Genomic DNA, 18,486 nt, shown 5'->3' on the forward strand with positions numbered 1-18,486 from the left:
GACAGCCGTCGTCATTCCAGATGGCTTTGGCGCATCCGCTCGGCTTCGGCCAATGCCTCAGGTTTTTTCCGGCACCATCAGTGCGGCATGGCCGTGAAGTCCAGCGCGTTGGTCAGGTCGCCCATCGCCTTGCCCTTGTTGGCAAGCAGCGCGGTGTCGCGTTGCTGCAGGCCGGGCAGGGTCGGCAGGACGAAGCGGCGGGTGATGAAGCGCAGGGCGGAGGCCGTGTCGTATTGCGTATGGTCGACGAAGCCTTTCTTCGCGTACGGCGACACCAGGATGGCCGGGATACGCGTGCCAGGGCCCCAGCGGTCGCCGGTGGGCACTTGCGCGTGGTCGTAGAAACCGCCGTTTTCGTCGTAGGTGACCAGGATCAGCATGTTCTTCCACTGCGGGCTCTTCTGCAGCTGCGCGATCACGTCGGCGATATGGCCGTCGCCAGCGGTCACGCTCGCGTAGCCGGGGTGCTGGTTCAGGTTGCCCTGCGGCTTGTAGAACGCGACTGCCGGCAGGGTGCCTGCCGCGGCGTCCTGCAGGAACTGGCTGTCGAAGTCCTTCAGGTGCGCGCTGCGGTTGGCGGCCTGGGTGACCGGATCGAAGTTCGCGTAGTAGTTGAACGGCTGGTGGTGCGCCTGGAAGTTGGGCACCGTGTTGTTGTAGATGGCGGTCGGGTCCTGCGTGGCCTTGGCCCAGGCGCCGGCATACCATGCCCAACTGATGCCGCGCGCGCTCAGCAGGTCGCCGATGGTGGTCTGGGTCTGCGGCGGCAGCGTGGTCGCCTTGGCGGGGTCGGCGTAGAGGCCCGTGGTATCGGTGGCGGCGGGCTTGTTGCCGCTCGGCTGGTAGTCCGGCTGCATGGTGTTGACGGCGTAGAACATGCCGCTGGCGTCCTTGGGCGTCAGCGTGCTGTCGTTCAGGTACACCGCCTTGCCGGCGAGGACTGAGGCGGGATTGCCGGTGCCGGGCGTCATGCGCGCGAAGTTGCCATTGGCGTCGACATCGATCGCCGAGATCGAGCCCTTGGCGGGCGAGCTGGCGGCGTCGGCGTTCGGGTACCGCGGTGCGCAGGCGCAGATCAGGTATTGGTGGTTGAGGAACGAGCCGCCAAAGGCACCCATGTAGAAGTTGTCGGCCAGCACGTACTGCTTGGCGAGTTGCCACATCGCCATCTTGCTGCCGTCGTAATAGCCCATCGTCAGGCCGCCTGCGTCCGAGAACGCGGCGTACTTGTCGTTCTTGCCGCCATTGATCTGCATCTGGTTGTTGTAGAAGCGGTGCACCAGGTCGCGCGTGGTGACGGATTGCGAGATTTCCACGCCGCTTCCGTTGACGCCGCCAGACGCAAGCGGGGTGTCGATCTGGAACGGCTTGTTCGCCCAGTTGGCGGTGCTGGCCTGTGGCAGCTGCACGGCTTGCCCTGCCGCGGTGAGCCCGCCCCAGGTCGGCGGCAGCACCGGCAGCACGGAGCCGTCGAAGTCCTTCTGCGGCTCTACGGTGCCGGTCGAAGTGGGGTTCACGCCGGGGATGCCATTGGCGCCGGGGAACAGGCCGTAGAGATTGTCGAAGCCGCGGTTTTCGGCATAGATCACCACCACGGTCTTGATGTTGTCGAGGGCGACCCGCCTGCCGACGCCGTCGCGCAGCGCCTGGCCGATGTCGCCGCCGCCGGCGACCGAGTCCGCGATGAGGTCGATGGTCTGGTCGATCTCCGCCTGCAGGGTCGTCTTGATGGTCTCGTCGGTTTCCTTGTTGTGGTCGGCGAGCAGCTTGTCCGCCGTCACCCCGATGCGTGCGGCCAGTCGTGCCTTGGCCGCGGTGAGGTCGCCGCCGTTGGTCTCCATGATGGAAACCAGCTCGGTCGTGATGGCGCTGATCACGCCGTTGGCGCCGGCCGGTGCGCGGAACACCAGCGGCCGGGTCACGGCAGCGTGGCCGCCGGCGTCGTCGTTGCGGAAGGCGTCGCTGCCGATTTCCGCGGCGATCGCGCCCTGGCCGGCCAGCTTGAAGGCGCCGTCCTTACCGGTGTACGTGCTGGTCTCGCTGCTTTCGCACTTGCCATTATTGTTGGCATCGATGCACACTTTGGCATGTTCGAAATAGCTGCCGGTCACGACGCCCGACGTGGTGACGGCAGCAGGCGTACTGGCGCTACCGGAGTCGCTGCCACCGCAGGCAGCCATGGCCGCGGCGGCCATTGCCGCAAGGGGATAGAGTCTCAAAGCTCGGCGCATGGATTTTCCTGTTTGGTTTCTTGTGAGGAGGTTCTTGTCGGACTGCGTCGCGATTCTCGCGCCGCTCCATGTCAGATTGATGATGGCAGCCGGGCGGAAATCCGACGCAAGGCCCCGCGTCTGACACGCCAATGTCATGCGAGGGTGCTAGCTTGGCGGGCCATCCTTGAACACTTGTGCCTGGGCTGCCGCACCATCCACGCCCTCGCCATGCCACCGTCCCGCAGAGATGCCACCGCGCTCCGGCTTGTCGCCAGTTCCTTCCCCGATCCTCCGATTCGCCGCTGGTGCCTCGCTGCTGGCGTTCGCGCTGACACTGCCGGCCTGCGGCAAGTCCGGGCAGGAAGCGGCGGCCGCGCCCGCGGCGCCCGCATCCGCGCCGGCCGTGGGCCGGGAGGCCCCCGCGCGGCCTGCTTATGCCAATGCGTTCTACAACCTGATGGCGACGCGCCGGCCCTCCGTGCCGGCGATGGCGGCGCTCGGCAAGGCGCTGTTCTTCGATCCCGCGCTGTCCGCGTCGGGCCGGCTCGCGTGCGCGAGTTGCCATAGCCCGGACCACGCCTACGGCCCGGGTAACGATCTTTCCGTGCAACTGGGCGGCACCGATATGCGGCGCACCGGCGCGCGCGCCGCGCCCTCGCTGCGCTACGTGCAGAACGTGCCATCGTTTTCCGAGCACTTCCACGAGAACGACGGCAACGACAGCGAAGACCAGGGTCCAACCGGCGGCCATAACTGGGACGGGCGGGCTGCTTCCACACACGAGCAGGCGGGCATTCCGCTGCTGTCGCCCCATGAGATGGCGAACGCCGATGTCGCGGCGGTGGCGGCCAGGCTGCGCGGCGGCAAGCACGCGCAAACGTTCCGCGAGGTGTTCGGCGCCGATATCCTGGCGCGTGACGAGCTTGCCTTCAAGGCGGCGCTGATGGTGCTGGAGGTATTCCAGGAGACGCCGTCCGAGTTCTATCCCTACACCAGCAAGTACGATGCGTTCCTGCGGCGGCAGGTCAGGCTGACCGAGCAGGAAGCGCGCGGCCTGCGCCTGTTCAACGACCCCGCCAAAGGCAACTGCGCGTCGTGCCATCCGAGCGCGATCAGCGCCGATGGCGTCTTTCCCGCCTTCAGCGACTTTGGCTTTATCGCGCTGGGCGTGCCGCGCAACCGCAAGCTGGCAGCCAACGCCGACCCTGCCTTCTTCGACCTGGGACTGTGCGGGCCGGATCGCACCGACCTGAAGGACCGGGCCGAGTACTGTGGCCTGTTCCGCACCCCAGGGCTGCGCAACGTGGCGCAGCGCAAGACCTTCTTCCACAACGGTGCTTTCCATTCGCTCGAAGACGTGCTGCGCTTCTATGTGGAGCGGGACAGCCGGCCAGGCAAGTGGTACCCGCGCAAGGCAGACGGCAGCATCGACAAGTTCGACGACCTGCCCGCCCGATACCGCGAAAACGTCAATATGGAACCGCCGTTCGGCGGGGCGCCCGGCGGCAAGCCCGCCCTGTCGGAGGCCGAGATCCGCGATGTCATCGCGTTCCTGAAGACGCTCAGCGACGGCTACCGCATTCCTGCAACCCATTGAGGATCCTGGCAGGAATCCTGGCCCCAGCGGCTGTCCACCGGCACGCACAGCAGCACGCTGGGCGTCAGCGCGACCATGCCACCCGGTTTGGGATCCTTGGTGAAATCGCAAGGGAGCGTCTTGGAGATGCTGCGCGCCATGCCTAGGCTGACATAGCCGGACAGGCGCACCAGCTGCACGGCGTCACCGGCGTGGCGGATCGCCAGTTGCGCCTGCCGCCAGAAGGCCAGGCCCGCGTTCGTGGGGACGCGCCCGCTCGCCTTCGAACCGGCTGATCTGCTGGCTCAGCGCCGATGTGACCACGCCTGGCTTCCGGGCCGCCTGTTCCATGCCGGCGAGATAGTCATCTTCTTCCGCTTCTTCAAGGCGGCGCACAACACGCTGGCCAAGCACGGCATCCGGACATTTTGGATTTATATCCTCCGATGGATTTGATCGTCATCGCGATAATCCGGAGTGTGCAAACGATCAGTACGCAGAAGCTCAGCGCGATGAAGAAACTGGGCTTCAAGCGTGATTCCGAGTTGTTCAAGTACGCAGGGAGCTGGCACGATCAATCGGGATGACGCCGCTTCCCTGACATCGTTTCTCATACTGATGGCCTGTTGTCTGCCGATCACGATAAGGATGGACGCATGGCGCGCTATAGCGCCCACGCGATCAGACAGGACTCCAGCGCGGACTGCGCGGTGTCATAGCGTGTGCTGACGAACCCTGGCGCCGTGCAGCATTCCTGCAACTCCATGTCCTCTACCATGCGCGCGGCCCGCGCCTGTTCAGCGATCCACCAAACGCAACTGCGCAGCCTGCCACTCGAGCGCGATCAGTGCTTTAGCACCTTCTGAAATCGCGCCCCGCAGCGGCCTTGCAAGGCGCGCGGGGGCTTTGATTCCCGTCATGTGTCCCCATTTCCTCCTGACACCGTGCTGTCAGGAGACGTCAGGGCCACACATTGCCGCGCGGCACGCCGCCGCCCTTCGGGATACGATAGCGGCCTGACCGTACCAATGCCGCGATTTGCGGCGGCTTTTCGCCGCGCCTTTGAGGTGCGCGGTGCTGTGGGCAGTACCCGGCGCAGCGCCAGGCGGGCGCAACGGGATTGTCCGTCTGGCACCCGCGCCCGGCCCTCCGCCGCCCGCACGTCGCATCCCGCTCGCAAGCATTCCGCCAGCCACCCGCATCAAAAGGACGCAATCCATGTCATCCGGTGTCATCCGTATCCGCGGAGCCCGTCAGCACAATATCAAGAATCTCGACCTCGACCTGCGCACCGGCGAAATGACCGTGGTGACCGGGCCGTCGGGATCGGGCAAGTCGAGCCTGGTGTTCGATACGCTCTACGCCGAAGGGCAGCGGCGCTACGTCGAGACCTTCAGCGCCTACGCGCGCCAGTTCCTGGACCGCATGGACCGGCCGCAGGTGGACCGGGTCGACGGCGTGCCGCCGGCCATCGCCATCGACCAGACCAACCCGGTGCGCAGCTCGCGCTCCACGGTCGGCACCATGACGGAGCTCAACGATCACCTGAAGCTGCTGTACGCGCGCGCCGCCGAGCTGTTCGACCGCCAGACCGCGCAGCCGGTGCGGCACGACTCGCCGGAGACCATCTACGCCGAGCTGCAGGCACGCGCCGCGCAGGCGCCGGACGGCGACCCCCGTCTGGTTGTGACCTTCCCGGTGGAACTGCCGGAAACCACTACGGACGCCGAGATCGAGCAGTGGCTGTCCGTCAGCGGCTATACGCGGGTGCAGGCGCAGCGCGTGGTGGCGTCGCCCACCGGGCCGCGCAAGGTGCTCGACGTGGTGGCCGACCGTTTCCGCCTCGGCAATACCGAGAAGGTGCGGGCGCTGGAAGCCATCGAGGCCTCGCTCAAGCGCGGCAGCGGCCGGGTCAACGTCTATGTGCCCGACACTGCCAATGAGGGCGCGGAGCCCCAAGTGTGGCGCTTTTCCACCGGCCTGCATAGCCCGGAGAGCGATATCCGCTATGCGGATCCGCAGCCGGCCTTGTTCTCCTTCAACTCCGCCTACGGCGCCTGCGAGACCTGCCGCGGCTTCGGCCGCGTGATCGGCGTCGATCTCGGGCTGGTGATTCCGGACGAGCGCAAGACGCTGCGCGGCGGTGCCATCAAGCCGATGCAGACGCCTGCCTGGAAGGAGTGCCAGGACGACCTGATGCGCTACGCCGCCAAGGCGGGCATCCCGCGCGATGTGGCCTGGTCCGGCCTGACCCCGGCAGAGCGGGCCTGGGTCATCGACGGCTCGCCGGACTGGAACGGCAAGTGGAATACGCACTGGTATGGCGTCAAGCGCTTCTTCGACTACCTGGAGTCGAAGGCGTACAAGATGCATATCCGCGTGCTGCTGTCCAAGTACCGCAGCTATACGCCGTGCGAGACTTGCGGCGGCGCGCGGCTCAAGACGGAGGCGCTGCTGTGGCGCCTGGGCAGCAAGCCGGGCGCCGACGCCGTGTGCGCGCCGGAAAAGCGCTTCCTGCCGCGCGGCGTGGACTGGGACCGCACGCAGCTCGAAGCGCTGCCCGGCCTGACCGTGCACGACCTGATGCTGATGCCGATCGAGCGCATCCGCAGATTCTTCGACGAACTCACGCTGCCGAGCCTGATGCTCGACGACGCGCTCAAGCTGCTGCTGGCCGAGGTGCGCACGCGCCTGAAATACCTGTGCGACGTGGGCCTGGGCTACCTCACGCTGGACCGCCAGAGCCGCACGCTGTCCGGCGGCGAGGTGCAGCGTATCAACCTCACCACCGCGCTGGGCACTTCGCTGGTCAAGACGCTGTTCGTGCTCGACGAGCCGAGCATCGGCCTGCACCCGCGCGACCTGAACCGCATCGTCGAGGCCATGCATCGCCTGCGCGATGCCGGCAATACGCTGGTGGTGGTGGAGCATGATCCTTCGGTGATGCTCGCTGCCGACCGCCTGATCGACATGGGCCCCGGCCCGGGCGAGCGCGGGGGCAACATCATCTTCGACGGCACGCCGGCCGCTATCCGCGGTTCGGGCACGCTTACCGGCGAGTACCTTGCCGGACACCGCCAGGTGACCGATCTCTCCCGCTGGGAACCGCGCGCGGTGGATGCCGCCACGCCGCGCATCGTGCTGGAAGGCGCGAGCGAGCACAACCTGCGCGACGTCACCGTGGAAATTCCGCTGCAGCGGCTGGTGTGCGTGACCGGCGTGTCCGGTTCGGGCAAGTCCACGCTGCTGCAGGACGTGCTCTATCCCGCCATGGCGCGCCAGTTCGGCAAGTCCACGGATGCCCCCGGCGCCTTCCGCAGCCTGACCGGCGCGGAACAGGTGGCCGATGTGGTGTTCGTCGACCAGTCGCCCATCGGCAAGACCGCGCGCTCCAACCCGGCCAGCTATGTCGGCGCCTTCGACGAGATCCGCAAGCTGTTCGCCAAGGCGCCGATGGCGCTGCAGCGCAGCTATACCGCGGGCATGTTCAGCTTCAACTCCGGCGACGGGCGCTGCCCCACCTGCGGCGGCTCGGGCTTCGAGCACGTCGAGATGCAGTTCCTCTCCGACGTCTACCTGCGCTGCCCGGACTGCGATGGCCGGCGCTACCGCGCTGAAATCCTTGAAGTGAAGATCGAGCGCGCACTGCCGGACGAAGCGCCGCGCGCGCTCAGCGTGGCTGATGTGCTTGAGCTGACCGTGAGCGAAGCCGTGGCGTATTTCGCCGGCGATGCGGCGGTGCTGCGTGTGCTGCAGCCGATCGTCGACGTGGGCCTGGAGTACGTCAAGCTGGGCCAGCCGGTGCCCACGCTGTCGGGCGGCGAGGCCCAGCGCCTGAAGCTGGCCGGCTATCTGGCCGAGACCGCGCAGGCAAGCAATACGCGCGTCAAGCCGATGCCGTACGAGTGCAAGCTGTTCATGTTCGACGAGCCCACCACGGGGCTGCACTTCGACGATATCGCCAAGCTGATGCGTGCCTTCGGCAAGCTGCTGGACGGTGGGCATTCGCTGATCGTGATCGAGCACAACCTCGACGTGGTGCGCGCAGCCGACTGGATCATCGACCTTGGTCCCGAGGGCGGCGACGCCGGCGGGGAAGTGCTGTGCGTGGGCACGCCGGAAGATGTCAAGCGCTGCGCGGACTCGCATACCGGCAAGGCGCTGCTGCAGTACGACCGCGCCGTGGGCCATACCTTCGTGGCCGAAGATGCTGGCGTGCCGTTGCAGGCCGCCTTGCGCGCGGCGCGCGCGCGCCGCGCCATCGAGGGCGAGGACGTGGTGCGCATCGTCAACGCGCATGAGCACAACCTGAAGGCGCTCAACGTCGATATCCCGCACGGCAAGTTCAACGTCATCACCGGGGTGTCAGGCTCGGGCAAGTCCACGCTCGCGTTCGACATCCTGTTCCACGAAGGGCAGCGCCGCTACCTTGAATCGCTCAATGCCTATGCGCGCTCCATCGTGCAGCCCGCCGGGCGGCCGGAGGTGGATGCGGTGTACGGCATCCCGCCCACGGTGGCCATCGAGCAGCGCCTGTCGCGCGGCGGCCGCAAGAGCACGGTGGCGACCACCTCCGAGGTCTGGCACTTCCTGCGGCTGATGTATGTGAAGCTGGGCATCCAGCATTGCATCCACGACGGCGCGCCGGTCACCTCGCAAAGCCCCGAGTCCATCGCCGCGCAGTTGCTGCGCGACTACAAGGGCCAGCACGTTGGCCTGCTGGCGCCGCTGGTGGTCAACCGCAAGGGTGTCTATACCGACCTGGCCAAATGGGCCAAGGCGCGCGGCAATACGCACCTGCGTGTCGACGGCGAGTTCCTGCCGGTGGACCCGTGGCCGCGCCTGGACCGCTTCCGCGAGCACACCATCGAGCTGCCGGTCGGCGACATCATCGTGTCCGCGGACAACGAAGCCGCGCTGCGCGCGATGCTGGGCCAGGCGCTGGAAGCCGGCAAGGGCGTGATGCACCTGCTGGCGCCGCTCGACGGCCTGCAGCACGCGATGGGCAATGGCGGCACCGCCCGCGTCGGCAGCACCACCGTGTTCTCGACCAGGCGCGCCTGTCCGGTGTGCAGCACCAGCTATCCCGAACTGGACCCGCGCCTGTTTTCCTACAACAGCAAGCACGGCTGGTGCGCCAGCTGCGTCGGCACCGGCCTGACCCTCACGCGCGAGCAGCGCGCGGTCTACGACGATACCGTGATGGCCGACGACAATCGCGGGCGCGAGCAGACCTTGCCTTCGGAGCAGCAAGAGCCCGATGACGTCGCCGATACGCCGTGCGCGGATTGCGGCGGCACGCGGCTGAACCCGGTGGCGCGTGCGGTGACGTTCGACGCGCACCCCATCGTGGAAGTGGCGCAGTGGACGGTCTCCGATACGCACCGCTGGGTGCAAGGCCTGCACCTCGCAGGCCGCGAAGGCGAGATCGCGCGCGACGTGGTGAGCGAGATCCGCAGCCGCCTGCAGTTCCTGGAAGAAGTCGGCCTGGGCTACCTCAGCCTGGACCGCGCCGCGCCCAGCCTCTCCGGCGGCGAGGCGCAGCGCATCCGGCTTGCGGCCCAGCTCGGCAGCAACCTGCAGGGTGTCTGCTACGTGCTCGACGAGCCCACCATCGGCCTGCATCCGCGCGACAACCAGATCCTGCTCGACGCGCTGCGCAAGCTCGGCGAGAAGGGCAATACGCTGGTGGTGGTGGAGCATGACGAGGACACCATCCGCCGCGCCGACCACATCATCGACATCGGCCCCGGCGCCGGCAAGCGTGGCGGCACGCTGGTGGCGCAGGGCGGCGTGGCCGCGCTGTCGGCCAGCCCGGACTCGCTGACCGGCCAGTTCCTGGCCCGGCCGATCCTGCATCCGCTGCAGCCGCGCCGCGCGGTGAAGCCGGAGGGCAAGGACGGCGAGGCCGTGCCCGGGCGCTGGCTGACCGTGCACGGCGCCCGGCTGCACAACCTGCGCAACGTCACCGCCAGCATCCCGCTGGGGCGGCTGGTGGCCGTCACCGGCGTCAGCGGCTCGGGCAAGTCCACGCTGGCGCGCGATGTGCTGATGGCCAACCTGCTCGACGCGGTGGGCCGTTCGGTAATGTCGTCGCCGGCCACGCGGCGCGCGCGCAAGGCGGCCGGCAGCGAGGCGCCCGCGCGCTCGCAGGCCACGGCACGCGCCGAGCCGCGCCGCAAGCTGGAGGTCACGCACGACTGGCAGGGCTGCGACAGCATCACCGGCTTTGAGAGCATCGACCGCGTGCTGGAAGTCGACCAGACCCCGATCGGCAAGACGCCGCGCTCTTGCCCGGCCACGTACATCGGCGTGTGGGACACCATCCGCAAGCTGTTCGCGCAGACGCTGGAAGCCAAGGCGCGCGGCTATTCCGCCTCGCGCTTTTCCTTCAACACCAGCGACGGCCGCTGCCCGGCCTGCGAAGGCCAGGGCGTGCGCACCATCGGCATGAGCTTCCTGCCCGATGTGAAGGTGCATTGCGACGTCTGCCACGGCCAGCGCTTCAACCCGGAAACGCTGGCGGTCACCTGGCGCGGCAAGAATATCGGCGACGTGCTGACGATGGAGATCGACGAGGCGGTGGAGTTCTTCTCCGCCATGTCCAATATCGCGCACCCGCTGCAGCTGATGAAAGATGTGGGCCTGGGCTACCTGACGCTGGGCCAGCCGTCGCCCACGCTGTCCGGAGGCGAGGCGCAGCGCATCAAGCTGGTGACCGAGCTGTCCAAGGTGCGCGACGACATCACGCGGCGCGGGCAGCAGGCGCCGCACACCTTGTACGTGCTGGACGAGCCGACCGTCGGACTGCATATGGCCGACGTGGCCAAGCTGATCCGCGTGCTGCACCGGCTGGCGGACGGCGGCCACAGCGTGGTGGTGATCGAGCACGACCTCGATGTGATCGCGGAAGCCGACTGGATCCTCGACCTGGGTCCCGAAGGCGGGGTGGCTGGCGGCGGCATCGTTGCGGCTACCGACCCGGAGGGGCTGGTGCGGGTGCGGGCCAGCCATACCGGTGCGGCGCTGGCGCCGGTGCTGGCGCGTGGCAGGCAGGAGGGCAAACGGGGCAAGCAAGCCGGCAAGGCGGCCGCCTGAGGCAATGGCGGGTGCCGCAATATGGCAATGCCGGCGCTCGCCGGCCTTCCGGAAAGCGAGGCCCCGGGCGGTTTTCACCCGGCGGTCCCGGTAGCTGACACAATGCGATATTCAGCAACTGGTGGCCGCCGCCGGTCCTGCCGTTCGCTCATGCGTGGGCCTCCGGGCGGATTCGGCATCGCCGCCGCGTGACAGTGTGACCTCTAAATCCCTTTTTCCTATCATGGCGTTGCTATGGCTCGCCCTGGCCAGCCCGGCCCTGCTGGCGGCGCCCGCCGCGTCCGAGGCCGGCGGCGCCCGCGCGCCAGCCAAGGCAGGCACGGGCACGGGCCGGACGCCAACTTCGCCGGCCGTCCAGCAGGCCACCCAGCAAGCCACGCAAGGCAACCACGACCAATACGCGCTGCGCCCCGAGCGCGATGTCCAGCCGCGCAGCAGCTTCGGCCTGCGGATGAAACCCGGCTGGCAGCAGCAGGACGATCCGGGCCGCTAGAGGGCCACTCCCGGGCCACTCCGGTGCTGCGATGCCGCGCATCGCATGCCACGCCAGCGCCGTGCTCAGCCCCTGGCAAGGGCGCACGGTCAGGTCGAGTGAACCTTCGATATGGAGCAAATGTCCGGTCATCAGCGCGGTGGCGTTGGATGCAGGCGCGGTCATTCGCGGCATTGACCCGCACGGGTGCCTTTGCGGTACGCTTTCTCACCTGCCGCAAAACGGGCCGACTCCCACGGCATCCGGACCGGCATGACCCGCACACCACAAGGAGTCCAGATGTCCGTCAGCCCGACCGGCTTTGCGCCTGCCCCGGCCGCAGCCCGCGCCACCGTCCATGACCTGCGCGCTTCGCGCATCCGCGAGGTGGCTAACGCCGGCATCGGCCTGCCCGATGTGCTGCCGTTCTGGTTCGGCGAATCCGACCAGGTCACGCCCGCCTTTATCCGCGATGCCGCCAGCCATGCGCTGGCCGGGGGCGCCACCTTCTACACGCACAATCTCGGCATCGCCCCGCTGCGCGGCGCGCTGGCCGAGTACGTCAGTGCGCTGCACGGCGCGACGGCGCTCGACAACGTGGTAGTCACCAGCGCGGGTGTCAACGCGCTGATGCTGGCGGCACAACTGGTGGCCGGGCCCGGCGACCGCGCCGTTGCCGTCACGCCGCTCTGGCCCAACCTGGTGGAGATTCCCAAAATTCTCGGCGCCGAGGTGGAAACCGTCTCGCTCGATTACGGCGAGCATGGCTGGACCCTGGACCTCGACAAGCTGCTGGCCGCGCTCACGCCCGAAACGCGCCTGCTGATGATCAACTCGCCCAACAATCCCACCGGCTGGGTGATGTCGCGCGCGGACCAGCAAGCGGTGCTGGCGCATTGCCGCCGCCACGGCATCTGGATCATTGCGGATGAAGTCTATGAGCGGCTGTATTACGGTGCAGGCGATGGCGCCGTCGCGCCGTCCTTCCTGGATATCGCCAGCCGCGACGAGCGGGTGATCTGCGTGAACTCCTTCTCCAAGGCGTGGCTGATGACCGGCTGGCGCCTGGGCTGGATGGTGCTGCCGGCGGCGCTGACCGACGATCTCGGCAAGCTGGTCGAGTACAACACGTCATGCGCGCCTTCCTTCGTGCAGGAAGCCGGCATTGTGGCGGTGCGCGAGGGCGAGGCTTTCACCCGCGAACTGGTCGGGCGGCTGCGCGCGGCGCGCGATCACCTGGTGGGTGCGCTGGCGGCCGTGCCGGGGGTGGATGTGCATGCGCCGGAAGGGGCGATGTATGTGTTCTTCCGGCTTGCGGGCGCGGGGGACAGTCTTGCGCTGTGCAAACAGCTGGTGCGCGAGGCGCGGCTGGGACTGGCGCCGGGGAGCGCGTTCGGGGAGGAGGGGGAGGGGTTTGTGCGCTGGTGCTATGCCTGCGATCCGGCGCGGCTGGATGAAGGCGTGCGGCGGTTGCGCGGGTTCCTGGGACGCTGAGCAGCTTCGCTGCGATATGGCGTGGTTGCGGGCACGATCCGCCAGCCCCGGCGCGAAGCGATCTGCCACGCTCCTTCTCGCGGGCGCCACTGGGCGTCGACTATCGCGCGGCTGACTCCTGCGGTTGCCACCAGCCGCCGCCCAGTGCCTGTAGCAGCGCCGCGGAATCGGTGAAGCGGCTTGCGGTGGCCTGCGCCAGGGCGAGCGCAGCCTGCCGGTATTGCCGTTCGGCATCGAGCAAGGCAAGCTGGCTGACACCGCCAAGACGATACTGGCCCGACACCACGGCAAGCGTATCGGCCGCCTGCCTGGCGCTGTCCGCGCGTGCTTGCAGCGTGTTCGCATCCGCCTCCAGCGCGCGCAGTGCATCGGCCACTTCGCGCAGGCCCGTCAGCACTGCTTGCTGGTAGGCCGCCAGCGATTGCTCGTAGGCGGCCTCGGCGGCGCGCTTGCGCGCCACCAGCTCGCCCCCGCGGAACACCGGCTGCACCAGCCCCGCGGCCAGCGACCACACGTTGAGGCTGCCGAACAGGTCGCGCGCGGACAGGGACTGCGAGCCGGCGTTGCCGGATAGCGTCAGCTGCGGATAGAGCTGCGCCGTGGCCACGCCGATATTGGCCGATGCCTGGTGCAGCAGCGCTTCGGCCGCGCGGATGTCGGGGCGCCGTTGCGCCATCGTGGAGGGCAGGCTGAGCGGCAGCGTGGCGGGCAGCGTGAGATCGGCCAGGCGGAATTCGGGCAGGTCGGCGCTGGCCGGCGCTTGTCCCAGGTACACCGCAAGCTGATGGCGCGTGGCCGCAAGTTGTTGCGCGAGGCCTGGCAGCAGGGCCTGGCTCTGCGCCAGTTCGTTGCGCTGGCGCTGCACGTCGACCTCTGCCACGCCGCCGGCGCGCAGGCGCTGCCCCGCAATGTCGAGCTGGCGCTGTTGGGCCTGCACGATGGCCTCGGTGTCGGCGATCTGCGCGCGCAAGCCTGCCTCGCGGATCGCGGCGGTGGCTACGTTGCCGGCCAGCGTCAGGCGCGCGGCCTCCAGTTCGAAACGCTGGTAGTCCACCGCCGCGCGCAAGCCCTCCAGCTCGCGCCGCTGGCCGCCGAACAGGTCGAGCGTGTAGGAGATTTCCACGCTGGCGCCATACAGCGTGAACGGCCCCGGACTGGGAAAGGCGGTAATGCCCAGCGAGGTGAAATTGACCTGCTCGCGGGTAGTGTTCAGCCTGGCGTCCACGCGCGGCAGCAAGCGCGCGCCGGTGGTGGCCGCCAGCTCCTGGCGCGCCTGCTCGATGCGGGCCTGTGCCTGCGCCAGCGTCGGGCTGGCATCCAGCGCCGCGCGGATGGTGCGGTCCAGCGCCGGGCTGCGGAACAGCGCCCACCATTGCGCCGGCACGTCGGCGCCGCTCTCCAGCGCCTGCGCCTGGCCGTGCGGCACGTCGGCGGCGCTGGTGCGCTCCGGTTGCGTGCCGGCGGTGTAAGCCGGCACCGCGGGCGCGGCCGGCACGGTGAAGTCGGGGCCGACCGCGCAGGCCGTCAGTGCGGCCGCCGCCAGCATGGCGAGGGCCGTGCGGTGCGATCCGATCCGGCGTTGTGGCGAGGCTTGCATGGCAGGCTCCCTCAGTCGAGCGTGCGGCGATAGAAGCGCACCGCGATGGTCATGACGACTAACGTGAACAGCGCCATCGGCCACACGTTCGGCCATAGCTCGGTCCAGCCGTTGCCCTTGAGCAGGATGCCGCGGACCAGGCGGTTGAAGTAGGTCATCGGCAATACGTTGCCGATGACCTGCGCCCAGCGCGGCATGCCCTGGAAGGGGAACATGAAGCCCGACAGCAGGATGTTCGGCAGGAAGTAGAAGAAGGTCAGCTGCACCGCCTGCAACTGGTTCTGCGCCAGCGAGGAGAGGGTGATGCCCACCGTCAGGTTGGCGGCGATAAACAGCAGCGCCGACAGGTAGACCGCTACCACCGAGCCGACGAAGGGCACGCCAAACACCCAGCGCGCGGCCAGCAGGATGATGGTGGCCTGGATCAGGCCGATGAAGATGTAGGGGATGATCTTGCCGGTGATCACTTCGAGCGGCCTGACCGGCGTGGCCAGCAGGTTCTCCATGGTGCCGCGCTCGCGCTCGCGGGTCATCGCCAGGCCCGTCATCATGACCATGGTCATGGTCAGGATCACCCCCATCAGGCCGGGGACGATGTTGTACTGCGTGAGGCCTTCCGGGTTGTAGAGCCGCTGCACCTGCACGTCGAAGGGCGGCTTGCCGCCTGCCAGGTGCGCCAGCGCGCCCTGCAGGTCCCTGTCCGCCACCGAGAGCGGCAACTGCGACAACGCGGAGATGGCCATGCCGGTGGCGGAAGGATCGGTGGCGTCCGCCTCGACCAACAACGAGGGGCGCTCGCCGCGCAGCAGCCGGCTGGTGAAATCGGCCGGGATGCTGAGCACGAACTGCACCTCGCCCTTCATCAGCGCCTCGCGCCCGGCGGCCTCGTCGGGCAGGGTGCGCACCACGTCGAAGTAGGTGGACGTCTGCATGGCGGCGACGAAGGTGCGGGTGAACTCGCTCTGGTCCGCGGCGATCACCGCGGCGGCCATGTGGCGCGGATCGCTGTTGATGGCGAAGCCGAACAACATCAGCTGGATGATCGGCAGCCCGACGATCATGCCGAAGGTCACGCGGTCGCGGCGCAGTTGCAGGAACTCCTTGAGCACGATGCTCCACCAGCGGTCCAGGGAGAACGAGAAGCGGGCGCCGTTGCTTGCATCGTCGCGCTTCATGTTCTGGCCCCCTTGCGGCTGGCCTGGCTGGAGACGCGCATGTTGTCCTCGGCCCGGCTCATCATGTGGATGAAGACATCTTCCAGGCTGGTTTCGATCGGCTCGATCCGGTGCTGCGGGCCGGCGACGCGGCGCAGCGTGGCTTCAAGCGCCGGCGCGTCGTGCCCGGTGACATGCAGCGCGCTGCCGAACACCACAGTTTGCTCCACGCCGGGCGCGCCCTGCAACTGCTCCGACAGCGCGGAGAGCTGTTCGCCCAGCACGCTCCAGGTGACCAGCTTCTGGCTGGCGACCACTTCATTCGCCGTGCCTTGCGCCAGCAGCTTGCCGTAGGCGATGTAGGCCAGCTTGTGGCAGCGCTCGGCCTCGTCCATGTAATGCGTGCTGACGAGGACCGAGATGCCGCGGGCGGCGAGCTGGTGCAGGTGCGCCCAGAAGTCCCGGCGCGCCTTGGGGTCGACCCCGGCGGTGGGTTCGTCGAGCAGCAGCAGCCGCGGCTCGTGCAGCAGGCAGGCGGCCAGTGCCAGGCGCTGCTTCCATCCGCCCGAAAGCGAACCGGCCAGTTGCTGCGCGCGGCTGGCGAGGCCGAGGTCTTCGAGCGCCCGGTCCACCACCTCGCGGCGCCCCGGCATGCCGTACACGCGCGCCACGAAATCCAGGTTCTCGCGAATGGAGAGGTCGTCCCAGTAGGAGAACTTTTGCGTCATATAGCCCACGCGCCGCTTGATCTCGGCGGTCTCGCGCAGGATGTCGTAGCCCAGGCAGGTGCCGGAGCCGGAGTCCGGCGTCAGCAGCCCGCACATCATGCGGATCGAGGTGGTCTTGCCGCTGCCGTTGGGGCCGAGGAAGCCGAAGATCTCGCCGCGCGCCACCTGCAGGCTGAGGTTGTTGACCACGTGCTTGTCGCCGTAGTGCTTGTTGATGTCGTGCACGTCAATGGCCAGGCCGGTCGTTTCACCGGGCTGGCTGTTGCGCGGTGCGGTGTCGGCAAGGGGCGCGCTCATGGCCTTGCCACCTCGACCGGCTGGCCCGGATGGAGCTTCGGCGCATCCGCCGGCGCGGGACGCGCTTCCACCAGGAACACCAGCTTGCGGCGTGTTTCATTGCTGTAGATCACCGGCGGCGTGTATTCGGCCTGGTTGGCGATGTAGCTGATGGTGGCCGCGACGGGCGCGGCGCAGCCATCGCAGCGCACGCGCACCGTCTCGCCATGCTTGAAGGCGCCGACCACCGTCTCCGGCACGTAGAAGCGCACCTTCACGTTGCCCGGCGGCAGCAGCCGCACCACAGGGCTGCCGGCCGGCACCCAGTCGCCCAGGCGGAAGGGCGTGTCGTAGACCAGCCCGGCCTGCGTCGCGCCGACGGTCTTGCGCGACAGCTTCCACTGGGCCTGCGCCAGCGCGGCGCGCGCGGCGGCCACCTGGGCTTGCTGCGCGGCCTGCTGGGCGGTACGTCCCGGCAGCAGGGCCACGTCGATATTGCGCTGCAGTTCGCGCACGCGGGCGGCATCGGTCGCGGCGGTGGCGCGGCTGTCTTCCAGCTGCGCCAGCGCGATCCCGCCGATGGCGTACTGCGCCTCGTCGCGCTTGCGCTGCGCGGCGCTGCGTGCCGCGGCGGCCTGAGCCTGCGCGAGCTGGGCGCGGCTCACGTCCACTTCGGGCACGCGCTTGCCGGTTTGCAGGTCGGCCAGCTGCGACTCTGCCGCGCGCATCTGCTCCTCGGCCTGCTGGCGCGCCGCGCGTTCGTCTTCGGCTTCCAGCGCGAATAACGGCGCGCCGCTGGCGACCTGCTGGCCGCGCTGGACCGAGAGCTGGTCCAGGCGGCCGGCGAAGGGCGAGGCCACGCTGACGAATTCGCCTTCCACATAGCCTTGCCATGAAGGCGGCGCCTTTTCGCTGCAGGCACTCAGCAACGCGGCGCCGATCACCGCAGCCGGCGCGGCTGCCCGCCACGAGTGCGCGGCCCGGCGCGTGGCGAATGCGGAGGGATCTGGGGAATGGTGGCGTGGCATACGGGCTCCGTGGCTGGCGGGCTGGATTCAGGCAGAGGGCGGCGGCGCGATTTGCGCCTGCGGCGACACGGCCAGGCCATGCGCCAGGAGCGCGCTGACGTGGCGCACCAGGGCCTCGCTGTCGATGGTTTCGGCACCGGGCAGGCGGCGCCAGATATGGGTGGTGGCCAGCGGCAGCAGCGTCAGGCCGATCAGCGACACCATCAGCAGCGCAGGCTCCAGTCCGGGGTTGATCTCGCCGCGCGCGCGCGCGGCGGCCAGCGGGGCGATCACGAGCCCGGCGCGCTGCATCGCGATCTTCTGCAGCACGCGCTGGTGCAGTTGTCCGTCGGCACCGACGATCTCGCGGATCCACAGGCCCGGGAACCATGGGGTAGCGGCCGCGGTGCGGATCAGCCGGCCGGCGATGCCCACCAGCATGGCGGCGGGGTCGGCGCTGTCGGCCGCGGCGGGCAGGAACACTTGTTCGACCAGGGGTTGCAGGCGCTCGTCGACCACCGCATCGAGCAACTGGTCGCGGTCGCGGAAGTAGTAGTGCACCAGCGCCGGCGTGACGCCGGCATGGGTGGCGATGGTCTTGATCGCCGTGGCGGCCACGCCGCGTTGCGCGAACAGTTCGGTGGCGGCATCGAGCAACTGCTCGCGCTGGCCGGCGTTCCCCGCTTTGGTGGCGGCGGGGCGGCCGGGACGGCGGCTGGTGGGCGGGTTGTCTGCGGCAGGGGGCATGGCGGGCTCCAGGCTATGCAGATAATATTAATTTTTGAATTAATTAATTCAAGAGCGGTTACAAAGTCAACAGACCGCAACTTTGGGAATGGATATGCTGCGTTGCAGCAATGCAAGGTAGACA

At 68.5% G+C, this 18,486-nt stretch carries 11 protein-coding genes and 2 pseudogenes; 5 read left to right on the forward strand and 8 right to left on the reverse strand.

The window, feature by feature from the left end; genetic code table 11:
- Window positions 1-77: 77 nt before the first annotated feature.
- The gene (gene acpA, locus ACZY0R_RS17725; RefSeq protein ID WP_488859997.1) at window positions 78-2,231 is read right to left on the reverse strand and encodes an acid phosphatase; all 2,154 of its coding nucleotides are present in this window, start codon (window positions 2,229-2,231) and stop codon (window positions 78-80) included.
- Between the two features lie 229 nt (window positions 2,232-2,460).
- On the opposite strand from acpA, the gene ACZY0R_RS17730 reads away from it, so the two are divergent.
- Window positions 2,461-3,810: a cytochrome-c peroxidase gene (locus tag ACZY0R_RS17730; protein WP_488859999.1), complete on the forward strand. Its 1,350-nt coding sequence runs from the start codon at window positions 2,461-2,463 to the stop codon at window positions 3,808-3,810.
- Between the two features lie 101 nt (window positions 3,811-3,911).
- Here ACZY0R_RS17730 and ACZY0R_RS17735 read toward each other — a convergent pair.
- Window positions 3,912-4,140, reverse strand: a pseudogene (locus ACZY0R_RS17735) (LysR family transcriptional regulator); the annotation flags it as partial.
- A gap of 122 nt (window positions 4,141-4,262) precedes the next feature.
- Between ACZY0R_RS17735 and ACZY0R_RS17740 the strand changes: the two are divergent.
- Window positions 4,263-4,376, forward strand: a pseudogene (locus ACZY0R_RS17740) (DNA-binding response regulator); the annotation flags it as partial.
- A 210-nt stretch (window positions 4,377-4,586) separates the two neighbouring features.
- Here ACZY0R_RS17740 and ACZY0R_RS17745 read toward each other — a convergent pair.
- Complete coding sequence (locus tag ACZY0R_RS17745; protein WP_488860001.1) at window positions 4,587-4,709, reverse strand: hypothetical protein; 123 nt, start codon at window positions 4,707-4,709, stop codon at window positions 4,587-4,589.
- A gap of 298 nt (window positions 4,710-5,007) precedes the next feature.
- On the opposite strand from ACZY0R_RS17745, the gene uvrA reads away from it, so the two are divergent.
- From uvrA to ACZY0R_RS17760, 3 genes are all read left to right on the forward strand, one after another.
- A complete protein-coding gene (gene uvrA / locus ACZY0R_RS17750) occupies window positions 5,008-10,887 on the forward strand; it encodes an excinuclease ABC subunit UvrA (protein ID WP_488860003.1) in 5,880 nt (1,959 codons plus the stop codon).
- Between the two features lie 196 nt (window positions 10,888-11,083).
- Window positions 11,084-11,380 carry a hypothetical protein gene (locus ACZY0R_RS17755; protein ID WP_488860005.1) on the forward strand — a complete coding sequence of 99 codons (297 nt, stop codon included), beginning with the start codon at window positions 11,084-11,086 and terminating at the stop codon, window positions 11,378-11,380.
- A 279-nt stretch (window positions 11,381-11,659) separates the two neighbouring features.
- Complete coding sequence (locus ACZY0R_RS17760) at window positions 11,660-12,853, forward strand: pyridoxal phosphate-dependent aminotransferase (protein ID WP_488860007.1); 1,194 nt, start codon at window positions 11,660-11,662, stop codon at window positions 12,851-12,853.
- 100 nt (window positions 12,854-12,953) lie between these two features.
- Here the strand turns inward: ACZY0R_RS17760 and ACZY0R_RS17765 are convergent, their stop codons facing one another.
- From ACZY0R_RS17765 to ACZY0R_RS17785, 5 genes are read right to left on the reverse strand one after another with little or no spacing between them, the layout of a single operon-like run.
- A complete protein-coding gene (locus ACZY0R_RS17765; protein WP_488860009.1) occupies window positions 12,954-14,450 on the reverse strand; it encodes an efflux transporter outer membrane subunit in 1,497 nt (498 codons plus the stop codon).
- Window positions 14,451-14,461: 11 nt separating this feature from the next.
- Window positions 14,462-15,625 carry an ABC transporter permease gene (locus ACZY0R_RS17770; RefSeq protein ID WP_488860011.1) on the reverse strand — a complete coding sequence of 388 codons (1,164 nt, stop codon included), beginning with the start codon at window positions 15,623-15,625 and terminating at the stop codon, window positions 14,462-14,464.
- Window positions 15,622-16,629: an ABC transporter ATP-binding protein gene (locus ACZY0R_RS17775; RefSeq protein ID WP_488860012.1), complete on the reverse strand. Its 1,008-nt coding sequence runs from the start codon at window positions 16,627-16,629 to the stop codon at window positions 15,622-15,624. The genes ACZY0R_RS17770 and ACZY0R_RS17775 overlap by 4 nt, the downstream gene beginning before the upstream one ends.
- The gene (locus tag ACZY0R_RS17780) at window positions 16,626-17,636 is read right to left on the reverse strand and encodes an HlyD family secretion protein (protein ID WP_488860014.1); all 1,011 of its coding nucleotides are present in this window, start codon (window positions 17,634-17,636) and stop codon (window positions 16,626-16,628) included. The genes ACZY0R_RS17775 and ACZY0R_RS17780 overlap by 4 nt, the downstream gene beginning before the upstream one ends.
- 27 nt (window positions 17,637-17,663) lie before the next feature.
- Window positions 17,664-18,362: a TetR/AcrR family transcriptional regulator gene (locus ACZY0R_RS17785; protein WP_488860016.1), complete on the reverse strand. Its 699-nt coding sequence runs from the start codon at window positions 18,360-18,362 to the stop codon at window positions 17,664-17,666.
- Window positions 18,363-18,486 lie beyond the last annotated feature (124 nt).

The sequence above is a fragment of the Cupriavidus sp. F041 genome (genome assembly GCF_057814235.1).